Below are 17,517 nucleotides of genomic sequence, written 5' to 3'. Positions count from 1 at the left end.
ATTCAAGATGGACAAAATCGAAGACTTGAGAGATATCTGGGACAATGGTGCTGTTTCTCCAGCATCTTTGTCTGTAGACGAAATCGAAAAATTCAAAAACCAAACAGGTGCAACGAAAGTTATCGGAAGGAAATGGAAATTCCAAGAACAAGAGCATGAAATCGCATACTACGTTTGTATCCTGAAGGATAAAGATGGACTGGTGCATTATGAAAATGATGATCTGCGCACGGGACGCTTAGTTGTTCTTAATGGTGATGGTACACAGCGTGTAGTGATTGGAGTACCTCACGTAGACGCAAATTCTCGACCTGAAGATGGCTATTTGGCACTCCCCCCTAGCTCTGCCCGCTTCGGCGGCATCGAATGGGGCTGCGAAGGCAATGATGGTTACACGGACTACTTGTTTGATTTTGATTGGGATACAGGTGCACTACTACGGTACGCCCGACCAACACGTCCTTGGTAGGCACTTTTTAGCGCCAAGATCAGTTAGCATTCAAACTTGATTGACCATGTTTATCTAAAAATCAAGATAATGAACAAAGTTAGCAATGTGATTTCTATTTGGGACAATGGCGAAGTTTGGCCATGTGGCGCACCTATTGCCCTAGAAGTCTCCGGTCGAGGAGCAAAAAGAATCTCTACTCAGACTTGGGTTTATCGCGATCAGCGACACTGCCTAAGTATGCATGATAGAGGTTACAGGAGTTTTTATGTCCTCCCGGATCACACAGGCTTCGTTGCAATCGATGGTAGCCCGGGAAAGCACGCTCACATCCTCAATGGAGACGGCTCTATCCGCTTCATTCTTACACCGTCTTTCAATGTGCGCAGATTGAGTTTGGAGCAGCTTGCAAAGATTAAAAAACTCCAGAGAGAAGGGTTACTATTTAAAGATGGAGAAGACAGCACGCTTTTTCACTACGTCAGTAATAATACCGAAAAGTTAGAGATATTCGGTGACGATGGCTTTGGTGACTGTTACTACACTTACGATTGGAACACTGGCGCACTAATTTCCGCGCGAGCCTTACCGTATAGGACATAAGAAAGGCAGCCCCATTTATACACAAACTGGATTAGCAGGCGAATATCAACATGTATGCCAGTGCAGTCATCAACAATCCCGAGTCACAGGCGTTCTATATTCGGAATCAGTTGGTGCAGCCGTCTTCCCAGAAAATTGCAAGTGCCAGTCAGGCGGATCAGCAGGTTCGCGAACTGCTCGCCAAGGCAACCCTTGGCGCAGGAGCTGCTGCTGTAGCCACTGCAATACCGCCTGCCCTCTCGTTCTGCTTAAGTAATCCTGTGGCATGCAATCGGATCGTCATTGCGGGTGGGGAAATCGCTGCGGGGGATGCGCTCGGGCCGGCGGGGTTGGCTGTCGGGACGATTGCGGGAGTAAAGGCAGTACGCTCTGCCGAGGAAGTCAATGCGGCGATGAGAGTTCGTGGCTGGGAGCCGGCGTGGTCGCCTGGGACGCCTGTTATCAATACGACTTTGCAACCAGGAACGAAAGTCAACATGATTGTGGACGCCAAGACAGCGGATGCAATCAAAAAAGGAGATTCGATCGTCCCCGGCGGTTGGGCGACGTTCGACGACGTCACTTCGACAGCGATCGACATGCGCCAGCGAGCTGCAATTACCAATCAGTTCAAGCCAAATGGGGATGGGCCTTTCTATATGGTTGAAATGGAGATCACGCAACCCATCTCATCCAACATTGGATTCGTGGGCAAACAAACAGATACAGCAGGAAGCCTACTGCGTGGTGGTGGTACGCAGATTCAATTCGATGAGGCCTACAAGGGCATCGAGCGAAATACCTTCCTTAAGATAGTCTCAACACCCAAACCACTACAGTAAGGTATTGACCATGGAGAAGATTGAAGATCTGCAAGATGTGTGGGATAACGGAGCTACTGCTCCGGCCACACTAACAGGTAATGACATTGATCAATTCAAGCAGAACACGAATGCGGTGCGGGTAGTTGCTCGGAGGTGGCTGTATCAAGGTAAGTTGCACCAGACGCCATATCACGTACGCCTATTACCTGATCAATCAGGCCTCGTTCACTATGAGAATGGAGATCCGCGTACCAGACGCCTTGTTGTTATGAACGGCGATGGCACAACGCGCCTCACGATTGGCGTGCCGCGCGTGGATGCGAATTCTCGACCTGAGGAAGGCTACTTGGCACTCCCCCCTAGCTCTGCCCGCTTCGGCGGCATCGAATGGGGTTGCGAAGGCAATGACGGTTACACGGACTACCTGTTTGACTTCGATTGGAACACTGGGACATTACTACGGTACGCCCAACCAACGCGCCCATGGTAGATAAATCGAACAGCGTTTCCATATCACAGATCTCGTGGTGGATCTGCGCATTTTTCACAGCTCTATTCGGCACTCTAGGGACAATTTTTAAGAAGGATCTTTTCTTCTTGATCGGAGGAGTCTTCGCTTTCGCATGGCACTTGATCTGGGTGGCGAAGCGCCGTCGGTAAATCACGCACTCAGTTACATCGAATATCAGGTTTGTAAGGAAGCGAGCAGCAAGAGCATGCAGCTGAGCACGGCCATGCAGTCGCTCGGCGACATGGGCCGGGCCATGACGGGCGGCCCGAACAGCAGCGGCGTGTCGCAGTCGCCGTACAACATGAGTCGCAGCAATGCCGAAGGGCGACTGGAAGACGTCACGCAAACGCCCAGCCTGATCCTGGCCGACCGCGTGGTGATGAACAGTCGCCACGGCAACATCCGCGTGGCCGGTTCGGCCGTGGCTGCGGAACGGGATGTCAGCCTGATTGCGAAGGAAGGCAAGATCGATATCGTCGCCGGTCTCGATACCGGCTCGGAGCATCGCAGCAGTTCCAGCAAGACAATCGGCAATCTCGGCAGCGACGGCAATGGCAACGGCACCAGCAGCACGATGGGCGTGCGCAAGGAGAGCCACAGCTACGACCGCGACAGCGCCACCCAGGGCGATATCCGCAGCAGCATCGTCAGTAACAACGGTAATGTCACGCTGGACGCCAAGGAAGAGATCACACTGCGCGGTGCTGATATTGCCGCGCGGCGCGATCTGACGATGGTCGGCAAGGAGGTGATTCTCGATCCGGGTGCGGATACCCATCACATCGTCGAATCGCACAAGACAAGCCAGTATGGCATCACCAATGCAATGGGCGGCATGGTGGTGGATGCCGCCAAGGCCGCCGACAAAGCCATGGAAGCGGCCTCGCGCGGTGATAACCGGCTAAGCGCGCGGCGGAACTGATCGACAAGGCCAAGTTTGGAAATGGCCTGTCGGATGCCGAGCGGATGGAACTGGCTGATCTGCGCCTGGCGGATACAGGCAGCACGCGAGGTAAGAAGCTAGAGAGAGTTGTACCCCGACACAAACTGTCGAAACACGAAGCAATCAATTCGGGGAAAAAATGAGTATTCAGGTTGGGCCCTGTCACCATGCGGGTTTCCGGCCGATATCGTTGTCCGGAATCGCAGTTGCCATTGTCAACGACCGAAACTTCTGCGAATCTCAGAGAGACCACGCATGCCGTCCGATGCGAGGCTTCCGAGCAGTCATGCAGTACCAGCCCGATGCGCTACGCATCGTCCATCACATCAAGAGCCAGACCCGGTGAGGCGATCATGAGCAACCCAGAGTTGTCGGTAGAAGAAGCTTATCGCGCGATGTTCTACTTTCTTGAGCATACGTACCATCAGGACGTTGCAGACGGATTCGAGACCGAGATGGCGACGTTGCCGTGGCGTATTCTGGAAAGCGCGCGCGGCACGGTGGATCCGATTGCATGGCAGGACTGGCTGAATGCCGTGGCCAAAGCCAAGACGATTCCAGAAAACGTGTGGACGCTCGTCCATTGATCATCGTGCACGTGCCGCAGGCGCGATACGGCGAGCCGTTATCGCGCGAAGTCTTCAGACGCGTGACGCCCTAGTCTGCACTTCTCTCCGCGCTCTTTCGAGCTATACGTTCTCTCCGCATGCCGTTCCGGCAGATTCGCCTGGGTTCTATCTGAGCCAGTAGGCGCCGGCGACACCCGCAAACAGAAATGCTCCCAGCCAGTTGTTGTGCCGGAAGGCGGCAAAGCACGCCATGCGTTCGCGTGTGCGGATCAGGGTGTAGTGATACAGCGCGCAGGCAACGGCGCAGAGCCAGCCGAGCCAGTACGGCCAGCCGAGCGCGAGGCTTTGGCCTGCCCAGGCCATGACGGCAAGAAACCCTGCGTAGCAGAGCATGATGGCAAGTACGTCGAAGCGGCCAAAGGTAATGGCGGAGGTGTGCATGCCGATCTTGAGATCGTCGTCGCGGTCAACCATGGCGTAGGCGGTGTCGTAGGCGATGGCCCACAGGATGTTGCCGGCGAGCAGGATCCACGCCAGTGCGGGTACGTGGTCGGTAAGGGCGGCGAAGGCCATGGGAATTCCGAAGCCGAAGGCAATGCCAAGGTAGGCCTGGGGAATGGCAAAGAACCGCTTGAAGAACGGGTAAGTGCCGGCGATGACTACGGCGACGACTGCCAGCGATTTTGTGAGCGCGTTGAGCGGGGTGATGAGCGCAAACGCTACGAGTGCGAGTGCGGCGGCGACCGCCAGCGCTTCCCACGGGGCGATAAGGCCAGCGGTGACGGGACGCTGTGTGGTGCGTTTGACGTGCTTGTCGAAATCGCGGTCGGCCCAGTCATTGATGGCGCAACCGGCGGAGCGCATGAGGAAGGTGCCGATGATGAAGATCCACAGCACTTGCGCGCCGGGCGTGCCTTCAGCAGCAATCCACAACGCCCAGAGCGTCGGCCAGAGCAGGAGCAAGGTGCCGATCGGTTTGTCGAGACGGACGAGGCGAAAGTAGATGGCGAGACGCTTGAGCATGACCAGAAAACGGTAGAAAGCCCCGCGCGTGCCGCTCACGGCTGCGCTGCCCCTTGGGGAAATCTATTGCCGTGGGGCGGTCCGGCGGCAATGAAAAAGCGCCTGCGGTGGCAGGCGCTCTATTGTAGCGCCGGGCGGTTGGTCCCGGCGGTGGTGCGTCGGCTGGTGCTTACTTCTGCAGCAGCGAGCGCAGCATCCACGCGTTCTTCTCGTGCGTCTGCATGCGTTGCGTGAGCAGGTCGGCGGACGGTTCGTCGCTGGCGGCGTCGACGGTCGGGAAGATGGAGCGCGCGGTGCGCGTCACGGCTTCCTGGCCTTCGACCAGCAGGCGGATCATCTCTTCGGCGTTCGGCACGCCTTCGGTCTCCGCGATGGACGACAGGCGCGCGTATTCCTTATAGGTTCCCGGCGCCGGGTAGCCCAGGGCGCGAATACGTTCGGCGATGAGGTCGACGGCCAGCGCGAGTTCGGTGTACTGCGTCTCAAACATCAGATGCAGGGTATTGAACATCGGGCCGGTCACGTTCCAGTGGAAGTTGTGCGTCTTGAGATAGAGCGTGTAGGTGTCGGCCAGTAGACGCGACAGCCCGTCGGCGATCTTCTTGCGGTCCTTGTCGTTGATGCCGATGTTGATGCTCACGCTGCTCTCGTTTTTCTTTGCCATGATCATTCCTTCTGGTCAGGGGGTCACTCGACTCGGGCGGGCCTGCCGTGCGCTTGGGGCATCGCGGCAGGCCGGTCTCAGCATTATGGCACCAGAAGCGCCATGCGGGGAGCCTCTTACTTCAGGCCCAGTGCCTGGGCAACACCAGCGCCATAGGCCGGATCGATCTTGTTGAAATGATCGATGGCGGCACGCTGGATGTCTTCAGGCACCGATGCCATGTGGCGGGCGATGTTGCCGAACAGGCGCTCGCGCTGGGCGGCGTCGAACAGGGCAAACAGTGCGGCGGGCTGGCTGTAGTAGTCCTCGTCATCCTCGCGGTGGTTGTACCGGTCCGCAAACCCGCTGATGGCAAGCCGCGGATCTTCGGCGTTGGCGTCCTGGGCAAACGTGCCAAAGCGATTCGGTTCGTAGTTGGTCGCACCGCCAAGGTTGCCGTCGGTCCGCATCGCACCGTCGCGGTGGAACGAGTTGTGATACGGGCAACGCGGCGCGTTCACCGGAATCTGGTGGTGATTGATGCCGAGGCGATAACGCTGCGCGTCGGCATAGGCAAACACGCGGCCCTGCAACATGCGGTCCGGCGAGAAGCCGATGCCGGGCACGACATTGCCCGGGTTGTGGGCGGACTGCTCCACATCGGCAAAGTAGTTCTCAGGGTTCTTGTTGAGTTCCAGCACGCCTACGTCGATCAGCGGATAGTCCTTGTGCGGCCACACCTTGGTGAGGTCAAACGGGTTGATGCGATACGTCTCGGCCTCGGCTTCCGGCATGATCTGCACGCGCACGGCCCACTTCGGGAAATTGCCTTTCTCGATGTTCTCGAACAGGTCGGCCTGCGCGCTTTCACGATCGCTGCCCACCACCTCCGCTGCTTCCGCGTCGGTGTAGTTCTCGATACCCTGCATCGACTTGAAGTGGAACTTGACCCAGAAGCGCTCGTTGGCGGCATTGACGAACGAGTAGGTGTGCGAACCGAAACCGTGCTGCTGGCGATAGTTCTTGGGAATCCCGCGGTCGCTCATGAGGATGGTGACCTGGTGCAGCGCCTCGGGATGACGTACCCAGAAGTCCCATGCAGCGGTGGCGTTGCGCAGGTTGGTCTTCGGGTCGCGCTTTTGCGTGTGGATGAAGTCGGGGAACTTCAGCGGATCTCGCACGAAGAATACGGGCGTGTTGTTGCCCACCACGTCCCAGTTGCCCTGGTCGGTATAGAACTTGATCGAGAAGCCGCGCACATCGCGCTCGGCGTCGGCCGCACCGCGCTCGCCGGCGACGGTGGAGAAGCGGATGAAGATCGGCGTCTGCTTGCCGATTTCGGCAAAGACGGAGGCCTTGGAGTACTTGGTGATGTCATGCGTGACGGTGAACGTGCCGAAGGCACCCGACCCCTTGGCGTGCACTACGCGCTCGGGAATGCGCTCGCGGTTGAAGTGGGCGAGCTTCTCGAGCAGCCACACGTCTTCCAGCAGCACCGGGCCGCGCTTGCCAGCGGTCTTGCTGTTCTGGTTGTCGGCCACGGGCGCGCCTGCAGCATTGGTCAAGATATTCGGCTGAGTCTGCTTGTTGGTGTCTGTCATCGTCGGCTCCTACCGTGAGGGGGAATGGAAATGAGGAAATCGGGGCAATGCAGGTGGCTTGCGGCTCAATGCGACAGTGCGTAGCTGGCCAGCCAGCGCATGGCCGTTGCCGCCAGCGTCGTCCGCCCGGATGACCGCGCCGAGTCGGCCGGGGCGACTGGGGCGGCGAAGGGGTGCGAAGCGGTAGCGGTGCGGTTCATGATCACTCCTGCATTTGACACTGTTGAGTCAGTGTAAACCGCTTCTATTGATTGTCAAATTTGATTATTTAAAACTATCAAATTAAGAAAACCTATGACGACCTCTGGCATGCCGCTGTGTGACGGCGCTGGTCAGGCTGCTTGCGGGGTGGCGCCGGATTTGTCGCCCCCGCCCTTGGCAGCCGGCTTGCGCGCTGGTGCACTGGGCAATGGCAGATGCGTGACGCCAGGCAGCACACAGGCGGACACGGCCTGCGCCACCGCATTGATGGCCTCGACGCGCGTGAAGCTCTTGCGCCATGCCAGCACCACACGCCGGTCCGGAACCGGCGCTTCAAAGGGAATATAGGTCAGCAGGTCGTGCGGACCCGGTGTTTGCGGCACGGAGGTCTGCGGCAGCACGGTGATGCCGACACCGCTGGCAACCATGTGGCGGATGGTTTCGAGCGACGAGCCTTCGAAGGTCTTCTGGATGCCGTCGGCGGTCTGCGAGAAGCGCGACAGCTCCGGGCACACGCCCATGACGTGGTCGCGGAAGCAGTGGCCATTGCCCAGCAGCAGCATGGTCTCGTCCTTGAGCGCATCGGGATGGATGGCGCTTTTTTTGGCCCAGGGATGGGACTTGGGTACGGCTACCACGAACGGCTCGTCGTACAGCGGCAGCACCGTGAGCCCAGAATCCGGGAACGGCTCGGCCATGATGGCGCAGTCGATCTCGCCCTGCTTGAGCAGCTCGATCAGCTTGACGGTGAAGTTTTCCTGCAGCATCAACGGCATCTGCGGCACCGTCTCGATCATCTGCTTGACCAGTGCCGGCAGCAGGTACGGACCGATGGTGTAGATGATGCCGAGGCGCAACGGGCCGGCTAGCGGATCCTTGCCTTGCTGGGCGATCTCGCGGATCGCCATGGTCTGCTCCAGGACCAGTTGCGCCTGCGCGACGATCTGCTCGCCGATGGCTGTGACGCTGACCTCCGAGGTGCCGCGCTCGAAGATCTGCAGGTTCAGTTCTTCTTCCAGCTTCTTGATGGCGACCGACAACGTCGGCTGCGACACGAAGCAGGCTTCGGCGGCACGCCCGAAATGCCGTTCGCGTGCGACGGCGACGATGTACTTGAGTTCGGTCAGAGTCATGGCTTATCAATCCCGCAGTTTCAATAGATTTTATCTTTACTCGGGAAAATTTTCAGGATGAACCATGAACTGTGCCGTCCGGTTCGCTCTTGAGGTCTCCAGAGGGAGCGCGCGGTTGGAACAGCAGGAGGCACACTGGGTAGACGCAAAACGGTATGGCATGCCAGATGACATACACCACCTGCCATCACCCAGGTACCCGTGCGCTAGGCCTTGAGGTAATGCTCGCGGCCGCCCAGCCAGCGGTGTAGGTGCGCCTCCACCGCCTCCGGAAAGGATTGCAGCATGTGCTGCGCCGCGCGTGCCGCGTATTCCACCAGCCAGGCATCGTGCTGCAGATCGGCAAAGCGCAGCAGCGCATCGCCCGACTGGCGCGCGCCGAGGAATTCACCGGGACCGCGGATATCGAGATCGCGCCGCGCAATCTCGAAACCGTCCGTGGTCTCGCGCATGGTCTGCAGGCGCAGCCGCGCCGTGGGGGAAAGCGGCGTCTGGTAGAGCAGCACGCACACCGACTCCGCGCTGCCGCGCCCCACCCGGCCACGCAACTGGTGCAACTGGGCGAGGCCGAAGCGCTCCGCATGCTCGATTACCATCAGCGAGGCATTGGGCACGTCCACGCCGACTTCGATCACCGTGGTTGCCACCAGAACCTGGATCTCGTTACGGGTAAAGGCCTCCATCACAGCCGCCTTGTCGCCCGGTGACAGTCGACCATGCACCAGCCCCACGCGCAGACCCGAAAGCGTATTCGCCAGCGTCTCGAAGGTATCGACGGCGGTCTGCAACTGCAGCGCCTCGCTCTCTTCGATCAGGGGGCACACCCAGTAGATCTGCCGCCCCTGCCCGGCCGCCACCTGCACGCGTTCGATCACCTCCGGCCGGCGCGCGTCGCTGACGAGACGCGTGACAACCGGCGTGCGACCCGGTGGCAGTTCGTCGATCACCGACACATCGAGATCGGCGTAATACGTCATGGCCAGCGTACGAGGGATCGGCGTGGCCGACATCATCAACTGGTGCGGCGTCCAGGGTGGCGCGGTTTCCTGGCCTTCGCCCGCCATCTTGGCGCGCAAGGCGAGCCGCTGCGCCACGCCGAAGCGGTGCTGCTCGTCGACCACGGACAGGCCGAGGCGCGCGAACGTCACGGCATCCTGGATCAGTGCATGCGTGCCGATCACCAGTTGCGCCTCGCCCGATTCCACACGCGCAACCGCCTCGCGCTTGTCCTTGGCCTTGAGACTGCCGGAGAGCCAGGCAATGCGCACGCCTAGCGGCTCCAGCCACGCGGACAGCTTGCGATAATGCTGCTCGGCGAGGATTTCCGTCGGCGCCATCAGTGCAGCCTGATAGCCGGCATCGATGGCATGGCACGCGGCGAGCGCGGCGACGATGGTCTTGCCGCTCCCCACGTCGCCCTGCAGTAGGCGGTGCATCGGGTGCGGCGACGTCAGGTCCGCACGGATCTCAGCCCACACGCGCTGCTGTGCGCCAGTGAGCGCGAACGGCAGTGTTTGCATGAAGCGCGCGAGCACGCCATCGGCCACGGGTGGCATGGGCGGCGCATTGCGCTCGCGGCGTGCGGCCTGCGCGCGCTTGAGCGACAGCTGCTGCGCCAGCAGCTCATCGAACTTGATGCGCAGCCACGCGGGATGCGTCCGCTCGGACAGGGCTGCCTCGTCGACTTCGGGCGGTGGCTGATGCAGCAGGCGCACGCAACTGGCCAGCGGCGTGAGGTGTAATCGCGCCAGTTCGCCGTGGAGAATGGATTGCGGCAGGGTTTCCGGCAGCGGCACCTTGTCGAGCGTGCTCAGGATGGCCTTGCGCAGGTAAGCCTGGGGCACGCCGGCGGTGCTCGGGTACACAGGAGTCAGGCGATCCGGCAGCGGCGTATCGTCGGCCACCGGCTTGACCGTGGGATGGACCATCTCCGCGCCGAAGAAGCCACCACGCACCTCGCCGCGCACACGCAGGCGTACGCCCTCGGCCATCTGCTTGACCTGACTGCCGTAGAAATTGAGAAAGCGCAGTACCAGTTCGCCGCTGTCGTCAGCCACGCGCACCACGAGCTGGCGGCGGGGGCGAAAGGCGACTTCGTTGCTCGTCACCACCCCTTCGACCTGCGCCGGCTCGCCGATGCCGGCGCGCGCCACGGCCTCGGCAATCGTCAGCACCTGGGTTTCATCTTCGTAGCGCAGCGGCAGGTGCAGCACCAGATCGATATCGCGCTGCAGCCCGAGCTTGGCGAGCTTGCTGCGCGTGGTCGATGTCTTGCTGGCGGCAGCCTTCTTGGTCGCTGCCTTGGCGTCGGGCTGGGTGCCGGAATCGGGAGCAGGAGCTGCTGCGGTGCTGGAGCGACTAGGCATGCCGGAATGAGTGAGCAAACAGCACAGAGGCCGTCGGCACATTGCCGGGATACCGCTCGACCGGAGCAGAGCGGCGCCACGAGGCGCTGACGGGGCCATGCACACGCCGCCAGACCCTGCTTAAGGCATGCACGGCGCATGGCGCGCGGTGCTGCAGGATAGCCCGGAGGCACGACGGCGCATTATAACGTTGCCCCGCCGGGCCGTTTACAATGGCGGGTTCAGACCATTTTCCGGAATTTCCGTTGCTGCTCTCCGATTTCGACTTCGATCTGCCGCCCGAGCTGATCGCCCAGAGCGCCCTGCCCGATCGCGCCGCCAGCCGTCTGCTGGTGGTGGAAGACGTGGCAGGCAATGACGCCACGGCCGAGGCCGGCGTGCGCCTGCATGACCGCCAGTTTCGCGACATCGTCGGCCTGCTGCGTGCCGGCGACCTGCTGGTGTTCAACGACACGCGCGTGCTCAAGGCACGCTTTTTCGGGCAGAAGGCCAGCGGCGGCCAGGTCGAGGTGCTGGTGGAGCGCGTGCTGGATACGCACACGGTGCTGGCCCAGATTCGCGCCAGCAAGTCGCCGCGCGAGGGCAGCACACTGCGCCTTGCCGATGCGTTCGACGTGACCGTGGGGCCGCGCGCTGAGCCGTTCTTCACCCTGCGCTTTCCCGAACCCTGCCTCGACCTGATCGAACGCCATGGCCGGCTGCCGCTGCCGCCGTATATCGAGCACGATCCCGACAGCGTGGACGAAACGCGCTACCAGACCGTGTATGCGCGGAATCCAGGCGCCGTGGCCGCCCCCACGGCCGGCCTGCACTTCAACGACGAACTATTTGCGGCGCTCGACGCCAAGGGCGTGCAGCGCGCGTTCCTGACCCTGCACGTGGGCGCTGGCACGTTCCAGCCGGTGCGCGTGGAAAACGTCGCCGAGCATCGCATGCACAGCGAGTGGTACAACATTGCGCCGGAACTGGCAGCCCAGATCGCGACCACGCGCGCGGCCGGCGGGCGCGTCATCGCCGTCGGCACCACGGCGCTGCGTGCGCTCGAATCGGCGGCCGAGCCGGATGGCACGGTGCGCGCCGGCAGCGGCGACACCGACATCTTCATCACACCGGGCTACCGCTTCCGCGTAATCGATGCGCTCATCACCAATTTCCACCTGCCCAAATCGACCCTGCTGATGCTGGTTTCCGCCCTCGCCGGCATGGAACCGATCCGCCGGGCCTACCGTCATGCCATCGCACAACGCTACCGCTTCTTCAGCTACGGCGATGCGATGTTCCTGACGCGCCGCGACCCTGAACCTGCCCCGGGACAGCCATGCTGAAATACGAATTGCTCAAGACCGACGGCCACGCGCGCCGCGGCCGCCTTACGCTGAACCACGGCGTGGTCGAAACGCCCATCTTCATGCCGGTGGGCACCTATGGCTCGGTCAAGGCCATGTCGCCGCTCGAACTCAACGAAATCGGCGCGCAGATCATCCTCGGCAACACCTTTCACCTGTGGCTGCGGCCCGGCCTGGAAGTGGTGGCCACGCACGAAGGCCTGCACGGCTTCATCGGCTGGGACAAACCCATCCTCACCGACTCCGGCGGTTTCCAGGTATTTTCGCTGGGCGACCTGCGCAAGATTACCGAGGATGGCGTGACCTTCGCCTCGCCCGTCAATGGCGACAAACTGTTCCTGTCGCCCGAGATCTCGATGCAGATCCAGCGCACGCTCAACAGCGACATCGTCATGCAGTTCGACGAATGCACGCCGTACGAGATCGACGGCCGCCCGGCCACGCGCGACGAAGCGGCCAAGTCGATGCGCATGAGCCTGCGCTGGGGCAAGCGCTCGCGTGACGAATTCGACCGCGGCGAAAACCCCAATGCCCTGTTCGGCATCGTCCAGGGCGGCATGTTCGAAGACCTGCGCGAGGAATCGCTCGCCGGCCTGCAAGCCACCGGCGACGGCGGCTTCCACGGCTACGCCATCGGCGGCCTGTCGGTGGGCGAGCCCAAGGAAGACATGCTGCGCGTGCTCGAACACATCGGCCCCAAGCTGCCGGCCGACAAACCGCACTACCTGATGGGCGTCGGCACGCCCGAAGACCTGGTGGCCGGCGTCGCCTCAGGCGTGGACATGTTCGACTGCGTGATGCCCACGCGCAATGCGCGCAACGGCTGGCTGTTCACGCGCTACGGCGACATCAAGATCAAGAACGCCGCCCATAAGAACGACCCGCGCCCGCTCGACGAAAGCTGCGGCTGCTACACCTGCCGCAACTTCTCGCGCGCCTACCTGCACCATCTGCACCGCGTCGGCGAGATCCTCGGCGCGCGGCTGAACACGATCCACAACTTGTCCTACTACCTGGAACTGATGCGCGAGATGCGCGATGCCATCGACGCGGGACAGTTCAGCGCGTTTGTGGCGCGGTTTCATGCGGATCGGGGGCGTGGGGCGCAGTAAAGGAGACAACCGGCGGGAACACCAGCAGCCTCAACCGCTCAAACGCTGGATCCTGCCGGCCAAACATTGGCTTGACAGGCATTTCACGATGGTAGAATGCCCGATTCACGAATTAAACCAAATGGAGAAGTAACGTGCTGATTTCCAACGCTTTTGCGCAATCCGCCGGGGGTGCGGGTGGTGCCGCTGGCCTGATGAGTTTTCTCCCCATCATCCTGATGTTCGTGGTGCTGTGGTTCATCATGATCCGTCCGCAGATGAAGCGCCAGAAGGAAACCAAGGCCATGCTGGAAGCCCTGGCCAAGGGCGATGAAGTGATTACCGCTGGCGGCCTGCTGGGCCGTGTCACCAAGGTGGGCGACCAGTACGTGTCTGTCGAACTCGCCGATGGCATCGAAGTGAGCATGCAGAAGAACGCGGTGGTCAACGTGCTGCCCAAGGGCACGCTCAAGAGCATCTGATGATGTGATGTTCCCGCCCGCGCGGCGGGGACGCCCCGCAAACGCTGTATCCGCCATGTGGCGCGGCAGCGTCTTGCCAACCGGTTGTATCCGGTTCCCGTGCGGGAACCCGCGACGCACCTGAACGCCTGGTCGAAGATGAACCGTTATCCGCTCTGGAAATACCTCGTCATTCTGGTGGCGCTCGCCATCGGGCTGATCTACACCCTGCCGAATTTCTTCGGCGAAGCGCCTGCCGTGCAGGTCTCGTCGGCCAAGGCCACTGTCAAGATCGACGCCAGCATGCAACAGCGTGTCGAAGACATCCTGGATGCGGCGCAACTCCGGCCTGATGGGCTGTTCTTTGACATGGTCGGGCCCACCGGCAGCGTCAAAGCGCGTTTTCGTACCACCGACGAGCAACTGCGTGCCAAGGATGCACTGAGCCGCGCGCTCAATCCGGATGCCGCCGATCCCACGTACATCGTCGCACTCAACCTGCTGTCCGGATCGCCGCGCTGGCTCACATCGCTGCATGCGCTGCCGATGTACCTTGGCCTGGACCTGCGCGGTGGCGTGCACTTCCTGCTGCAGGTTGACATGAAAGGCGCGGTCGACAAGAAGCTTGAAGGCCTGGCCGGCGACGCCCGTACCCTGCTGCGCGATGCGCGCCTGCGCCACAACGGCATCGAACGCAACAGCCAGGGCGTGACGATCCGCTTCGAATCCGCCGACGATGCCAGCAAGGCTCGCAGCATCCTCGCCAACCAGCTGCGCGAACTGGCGTTCCAGAGCAGCACGGCGGATGGCATGACCATACTGACCGGCACCTTTACCGATGCGGCGCGCCGCGAGGTCCAGGACACGGCAGTCAAGCAGAACATCACCACGCTGCACAACCGCGTGAACGAACTCGGCGTGGCCGAGCCGGTGATCCAGCAGCAAGGCGCCGACCGTATCGTGGTGCAGTTGCCGGGCGTGCAGGACACCGCCAAGGCCAAGGACATCATCGGCCGTACCGCCACGCTGGAAGCCCGCCTCGCCGATCCGGACGCGCCGCGCGTGCCGCGCGAGGGCGACCCGGTGCCGCTGGGTAGCGAACTGTTCCTGCATGGCAATGGCGCCCCGGTGATCCTGAAGAAGCAGGTGATCTTCACCGGCGACCGCATCGAAAGCGCCTCGGCCGGTTTCGACCAGAACCAGCGTCCTTCCGTGAACATCAAGCTCGACAGCCAGGGCGGCCGCGTGCTGCGCGACGTGTCGCGCGAGAATATCGGCAAGCCGATGGGCATCGTGCTGTTCGAGAAGGGCAAGGGCGAGGTACTGACGGTGGCGACGATCCAGTCGGAACTGGGCACCAGCTTCCAGATCACCGGCAACTACAGCACCACCGAGGCCAATGACCTGGCCCTGCTGCTGCGCGCCGGCTCGCTGGCCGCACCGATGGAAATCATCGAGGAACGCACGATCGGCCCGTCGCTGGGTGCGGACAATATCCAGAAGGGTTTTGATTCGGTGCTGTACGGCTTTGCCGCGATCGCCATCTTCATGATCCTCTACTACATGCTGTTCGGCATTTTCTCGGTGCTGGCGCTGGCGTTCAACCTGCTGATGCTGATCGCCATCCTGTCCATGCTGCAGGCCACGCTGACCCTGCCGGGCATTGCCGCCATTGCGCTGGTGCTGGGCATGGCCATCGATGCGAACGTGCTGGTCAACGAGCGGATCCGTGAAGAACTGCGTGGCGGCGCTTCGCCACAGGCTGCCATTACGCACGGTTTCGAACGCGCCTGGGCGACGATTCTGGACTCCAACGTGACCACGCTGATTGCCGGCCTGGCACTGCTGGCATTCGGCTCGGGCCCGGTACGTGGCTTTGCCGTGGTCCATTGCCTGGGGATCCTGACGTCGATGTTCTCCGCCGTGTTCTTCGCGCGCGGCTTGGTGAACCTGTGGTACGGCCGCAAGAAGCGCCTGCAGTCGATTTCGATCGGCACGGTGTGGAAGCCAGATCCAGACACCGCCACCAAGTAAGCATCGACACACTGACGACTGGCTGGCTGCAGCAATACGCATTGCGATACGCAGCCCGCCGCAACCGGTAACCAAGGGCAACACATGGAATTTTTCCGAATCCGGCGCACCATCCCCTTCATGCGGCATGCGCTGATCTTCAATGTGATCTCGTTCGCCACGTTCTTTGCTGCGGTGTTCTTTATCTGGCACAAAGGCCTGCACCTGTCGATCGAGTTCACCGGCGGTACGGTGATGGAAGTGACCTACAGCCAGCCAGCCGAGCTCGACAAGGTGCGCGGCACGGTGTCCTCATTGGGGTATACCGACGTGCAGGTACAGAATTTCGGTACCTCGCGGGACGTCATGATCCGCCTGCCGCTGCAGAAAACCGCCACCGGCGAAGTAGTGTCGACCGCCAAGCAGAGCGAACAGGTCATGTCCGCACTGAAGGCTGGTGATGCCACGGTCGAACTCAAGCGCGTCGAGTTCGTCGGCCCACAGGTCGGCAAGGAACTCGCAACCGATGGCCTGATGGCATTGCTGTTCGTGATCGTCGGCATCATGGTCTACCTGGCGTTCCGCTTCGAATGGAAGTTCGCCGTGGCAGGCATCATTGCCAACCTGCATGATGTCATTATCATCATGGGGTTCTTTGCCTTCTTCCAGTGGGAATTCTCGCTGTCGGTACTGGCCGCCGTGCTCGCAGTACTGGGATATTCGGTGAACGAGTCGGTGGTGATCTTCGACCGGATCCGTGAAAATTTCCGCAAGTACCGCAAGCTATCGACCGAGGAAGTAATCAACTCCGCCATCACCGGAACGATCTCGCGCACCATCATCACGCACGGCTCGACCGAGATGATGGTGGTCTCCATGCTGATCTTCGGCGGCGCGACGCTGCACTACTTCTCGCTGGCGCTGACGATCGGCATCCTGTTCGGCATCTACTCGTCGGTGTTCGTGGCGGCTGCGATCTGCATGTGGCTGGGCGTGAAGCGCGAGGACCTGGTCAAGGCCGATCCGCGCAAGGACGACTCGGGCCAGGAAGACCCGAACTACGGCGCACAGGTCTGAGTACTGCAGCGTCCGGCACAAAAAAAGCCCGTCCACAAGGACGGGCTTTTTCTTTGGCGGCTGAACCGGTTGGCCCGGATCTGCCATCACGGTCATCAGTCGGCTTTGACGCCTTCCACCTGAATGGCCAGCTTGACCTCCGGTTTGAAGCCCATCTTCACGCCGTAATCGATGCCGAAATCGGCGCGATTGAAGGTACCGTACACGTCCGCGCCGCAAGCTTCACGCTTGAGCATCGGGTGCTGGATGCACTTGAATTCGCGAATCTCGAGCTTAACCGGCTTGGTCACGCCATGCAGCGACAGCTCGCCTTCAGCTTCCGTCGGCACATCGCCATTGAACTTGGTGAACTTGCCCTTGTAGGTGATATCGGGATAAGCCTCGACATCGAACATATCCGGCGACTTGGCGTGCTGCGTCATCTTGGCGTGGCCGAAGTCGATGGAAGCCGCATCGATCTTCACGTCGATGCTGCCGCTCTTGGCCGCGCGGTCCAGCTTGACCGTGCCCGATGTCTTGGTGAACTTGCCGCGCCACTTCGAGATGCCCATATGATCGGCTTCGAAGCTCGGGTAGGTGTGGCTCGGATCGAGGTTATAGGTGACCGGAGCGGCAAAGGCGATGCCAGCGGTCAGGGCGGCAACGGCGGCGGCGGTGGCAACCACGGCGGAACGCAATTTCATCT

The 17,517-nt window shown here is 61.2% G+C and carries 18 protein-coding genes; 11 read left to right on the top strand and 7 right to left on the bottom strand.

Annotation, left to right across the window (positions count from 1 at the left end; translation table 11 throughout):
• Nucleotides 1-7: 7 nt before the first annotated feature.
• The 6 genes from ACQ3C8_RS02720 to ACQ3C8_RS02695 all read left to right on the top strand — a co-directional run bounded on the left by ACQ3C8_RS02720 (nt 8) and on the right by ACQ3C8_RS02695 (nt 3,895).
• Nucleotides 8-469 carry a hypothetical protein gene (locus tag ACQ3C8_RS02720; RefSeq protein WP_428852359.1) on the top strand — a complete coding sequence of 154 codons (462 nt, stop codon included), beginning with the start codon at nt 8-10 and terminating at the stop codon, nt 467-469.
• A gap of 36 nt (nt 470-505) precedes the next feature.
• Nucleotides 506-1,051 carry a hypothetical protein gene (locus ACQ3C8_RS02715; RefSeq protein ID WP_428852358.1) on the top strand — a complete coding sequence of 182 codons (546 nt, stop codon included), beginning with the start codon at nt 506-508 and terminating at the stop codon, nt 1,049-1,051.
• Between the two features lie 50 nt (nt 1,052-1,101).
• Nucleotides 1,102-1,872, top strand: coding sequence for a hypothetical protein (locus ACQ3C8_RS02710; protein WP_428852357.1), 771 nt, complete (start codon nt 1,102-1,104; stop codon nt 1,870-1,872).
• A gap of 10 nt (nt 1,873-1,882) precedes the next feature.
• Entirely contained in the window at nt 1,883-2,344 is a 462-nt protein-coding gene (locus ACQ3C8_RS02705) for a hypothetical protein (protein WP_428852356.1), read from the top strand.
• 133 nt (nt 2,345-2,477) lie between these two features.
• Nucleotides 2,478-3,287, top strand: a complete 810-nt coding sequence (locus ACQ3C8_RS02700) for a hemagglutinin repeat-containing protein (protein ID WP_428852355.1) — start codon at nt 2,478-2,480, stop codon at nt 3,285-3,287.
• 374 nt (nt 3,288-3,661) lie between these two features.
• On the top strand, nt 3,662-3,895 hold the full coding sequence (locus tag ACQ3C8_RS02695) for a hypothetical protein (RefSeq protein ID WP_009523090.1): 234 nt from the start codon (nt 3,662-3,664) through the stop codon (nt 3,893-3,895).
• Between the two features lie 147 nt (nt 3,896-4,042).
• Here ACQ3C8_RS02695 and ubiA read toward each other — a convergent pair whose 3' ends face one another.
• The 6 genes from ubiA to recG form a co-directional block, all read right to left on the bottom strand.
• The gene (gene ubiA, locus ACQ3C8_RS02690; protein ID WP_428853018.1) at nt 4,043-4,900 is read right to left on the bottom strand and encodes a 4-hydroxybenzoate octaprenyltransferase; all 858 of its coding nucleotides are present in this window, start codon (nt 4,898-4,900) and stop codon (nt 4,043-4,045) included.
• Nucleotides 4,901-5,069: 169 nt separating this feature from the next.
• Nucleotides 5,070-5,564 carry a Dps family protein gene (locus ACQ3C8_RS02685; RefSeq protein WP_009523088.1) on the bottom strand — a complete coding sequence of 165 codons (495 nt, stop codon included), beginning with the start codon at nt 5,562-5,564 and terminating at the stop codon, nt 5,070-5,072.
• A gap of 116 nt (nt 5,565-5,680) precedes the next feature.
• On the bottom strand, nt 5,681-7,144 hold the full coding sequence (locus ACQ3C8_RS02680; protein ID WP_009523087.1) for a catalase: 1,464 nt from the start codon (nt 7,142-7,144) through the stop codon (nt 5,681-5,683).
• 65 nt (nt 7,145-7,209) lie between these two features.
• Entirely contained in the window at nt 7,210-7,344 is a 135-nt protein-coding gene (locus ACQ3C8_RS02675) for a hypothetical protein (RefSeq protein ID WP_428852354.1), read from the bottom strand.
• Nucleotides 7,345-7,476: 132 nt separating this feature from the next.
• The gene (locus ACQ3C8_RS02670) at nt 7,477-8,478 is read right to left on the bottom strand and encodes a LysR substrate-binding domain-containing protein (RefSeq protein WP_428852353.1); all 1,002 of its coding nucleotides are present in this window, start codon (nt 8,476-8,478) and stop codon (nt 7,477-7,479) included.
• Between the two features lie 206 nt (nt 8,479-8,684).
• Nucleotides 8,685-10,844: an ATP-dependent DNA helicase RecG gene (recG, locus tag ACQ3C8_RS02665; RefSeq protein ID WP_428852352.1), complete on the bottom strand. Its 2,160-nt coding sequence runs from the start codon at nt 10,842-10,844 to the stop codon at nt 8,685-8,687.
• Between the two features lie 212 nt (nt 10,845-11,056).
• Here recG and queA point away from each other — a divergent pair, with 212 nt between their 5' ends.
• The 5 genes from queA (at nt 11,057) to secF (ending at nt 16,832) form a co-directional block, all read left to right on the top strand.
• Nucleotides 11,057-12,169 carry a tRNA preQ1(34) S-adenosylmethionine ribosyltransferase-isomerase QueA gene (gene queA, locus ACQ3C8_RS02660; RefSeq protein ID WP_428852351.1) on the top strand — a complete coding sequence of 371 codons (1,113 nt, stop codon included), beginning with the start codon at nt 11,057-11,059 and terminating at the stop codon, nt 12,167-12,169.
• A complete protein-coding gene (gene tgt, locus ACQ3C8_RS02655) occupies nt 12,163-13,302 on the top strand; it encodes a tRNA guanosine(34) transglycosylase Tgt (RefSeq protein WP_428852350.1) in 1,140 nt (379 codons plus the stop codon). Before queA ends, tgt begins: the two co-directional genes overlap by 7 nt.
• Nucleotides 13,303-13,436: 134 nt before the next feature.
• Nucleotides 13,437-13,763, top strand: coding sequence for a preprotein translocase subunit YajC (gene yajC / locus ACQ3C8_RS02650; protein ID WP_428852349.1), 327 nt, complete (start codon nt 13,437-13,439; stop codon nt 13,761-13,763).
• A 138-nt stretch (nt 13,764-13,901) separates the two neighbouring features.
• Complete coding sequence (gene secD / locus ACQ3C8_RS02645) at nt 13,902-15,776, top strand: protein translocase subunit SecD (protein WP_037030331.1); 1,875 nt, start codon at nt 13,902-13,904, stop codon at nt 15,774-15,776.
• Between the two features lie 84 nt (nt 15,777-15,860).
• Nucleotides 15,861-16,832, top strand: a complete 972-nt coding sequence (secF, locus tag ACQ3C8_RS02640; protein ID WP_009523079.1) for a protein translocase subunit SecF — start codon at nt 15,861-15,863, stop codon at nt 16,830-16,832.
• A 95-nt stretch (nt 16,833-16,927) separates the two neighbouring features.
• On the opposite strand, the gene ACQ3C8_RS02635 is transcribed toward secF, so the two are convergent.
• A complete protein-coding gene (locus tag ACQ3C8_RS02635; RefSeq protein WP_009523078.1) occupies nt 16,928-17,515 on the bottom strand; it encodes a YceI family protein in 588 nt (195 codons plus the stop codon).
• Nucleotides 17,516-17,517 lie beyond the last annotated feature (2 nt).

Source organism: Imbroritus primus, assembly GCF_964332355.1.
GTDB lineage: Bacteria > Pseudomonadota > Gammaproteobacteria > Burkholderiales > Burkholderiaceae > Imbroritus > Imbroritus primus.
The sequence above is the reverse complement of the archived record's forward strand: the minus strand, read 5'-3'. Positions and strand labels throughout refer to the sequence as shown.

Bases quoted from the DNA above. Each gene is read 5' to 3' on its own strand.
- ACQ3C8_RS02670 (WP_428852353.1), bottom strand. From the start codon at position 8,478: ATGACTCTGACCGAACTCAAGTACATCGTCGCCGTCGCACGCGAACGG.
- ACQ3C8_RS02710 (WP_428852357.1), top strand. From the start codon at position 1,102: ATGTATGCCAGTGCAGTCATCAACAATCCCGAGTCACAGGCGTTCTAT.
- secD (WP_037030331.1), top strand. From the start codon at position 13,902: ATGAACCGTTATCCGCTCTGGAAATACCTCGTCATTCTGGTGGCGCTC.
- tgt (WP_428852350.1), top strand. From the start codon at position 12,163: ATGCTGAAATACGAATTGCTCAAGACCGACGGCCACGCGCGCCGCGGC.
- queA (WP_428852351.1), top strand. From the start codon at position 11,057: ATGGCGGGTTCAGACCATTTTCCGGAATTTCCGTTGCTGCTCTCCGAT.
- ACQ3C8_RS02635 (WP_009523078.1), bottom strand. From the start codon at position 17,515: ATGAAATTGCGTTCCGCCGTGGTTGCCACCGCCGCCGCCGTTGCCGCC.
- ACQ3C8_RS02695 (WP_009523090.1), top strand. From the start codon at position 3,662: ATGAGCAACCCAGAGTTGTCGGTAGAAGAAGCTTATCGCGCGATGTTC.
- ACQ3C8_RS02675 (WP_428852354.1), bottom strand. From the start codon at position 7,344: ATGAACCGCACCGCTACCGCTTCGCACCCCTTCGCCGCCCCAGTCGCC.
- ACQ3C8_RS02700 (WP_428852355.1), top strand. From the start codon at position 2,478: ATGGCACTTGATCTGGGTGGCGAAGCGCCGTCGGTAAATCACGCACTC.
- ACQ3C8_RS02720 (WP_428852359.1), top strand. From the start codon at position 8: ATGGACAAAATCGAAGACTTGAGAGATATCTGGGACAATGGTGCTGTT.
- ACQ3C8_RS02705 (WP_428852356.1), top strand. From the start codon at position 1,883: ATGGAGAAGATTGAAGATCTGCAAGATGTGTGGGATAACGGAGCTACT.
- ubiA (WP_428853018.1), bottom strand. From the start codon at position 4,900: ATGCTCAAGCGTCTCGCCATCTACTTTCGCCTCGTCCGTCTCGACAAA.
- recG (WP_428852352.1), bottom strand. From the start codon at position 10,844: ATGCCTAGTCGCTCCAGCACCGCAGCAGCTCCTGCTCCCGATTCCGGC.
- secF (WP_009523079.1), top strand. From the start codon at position 15,861: ATGGAATTTTTCCGAATCCGGCGCACCATCCCCTTCATGCGGCATGCG.
- ACQ3C8_RS02680 (WP_009523087.1), bottom strand. From the start codon at position 7,144: ATGACAGACACCAACAAGCAGACTCAGCCGAATATCTTGACCAATGCT.
- ACQ3C8_RS02685 (WP_009523088.1), bottom strand. From the start codon at position 5,564: ATGGCAAAGAAAAACGAGAGCAGCGTGAGCATCAACATCGGCATCAAC.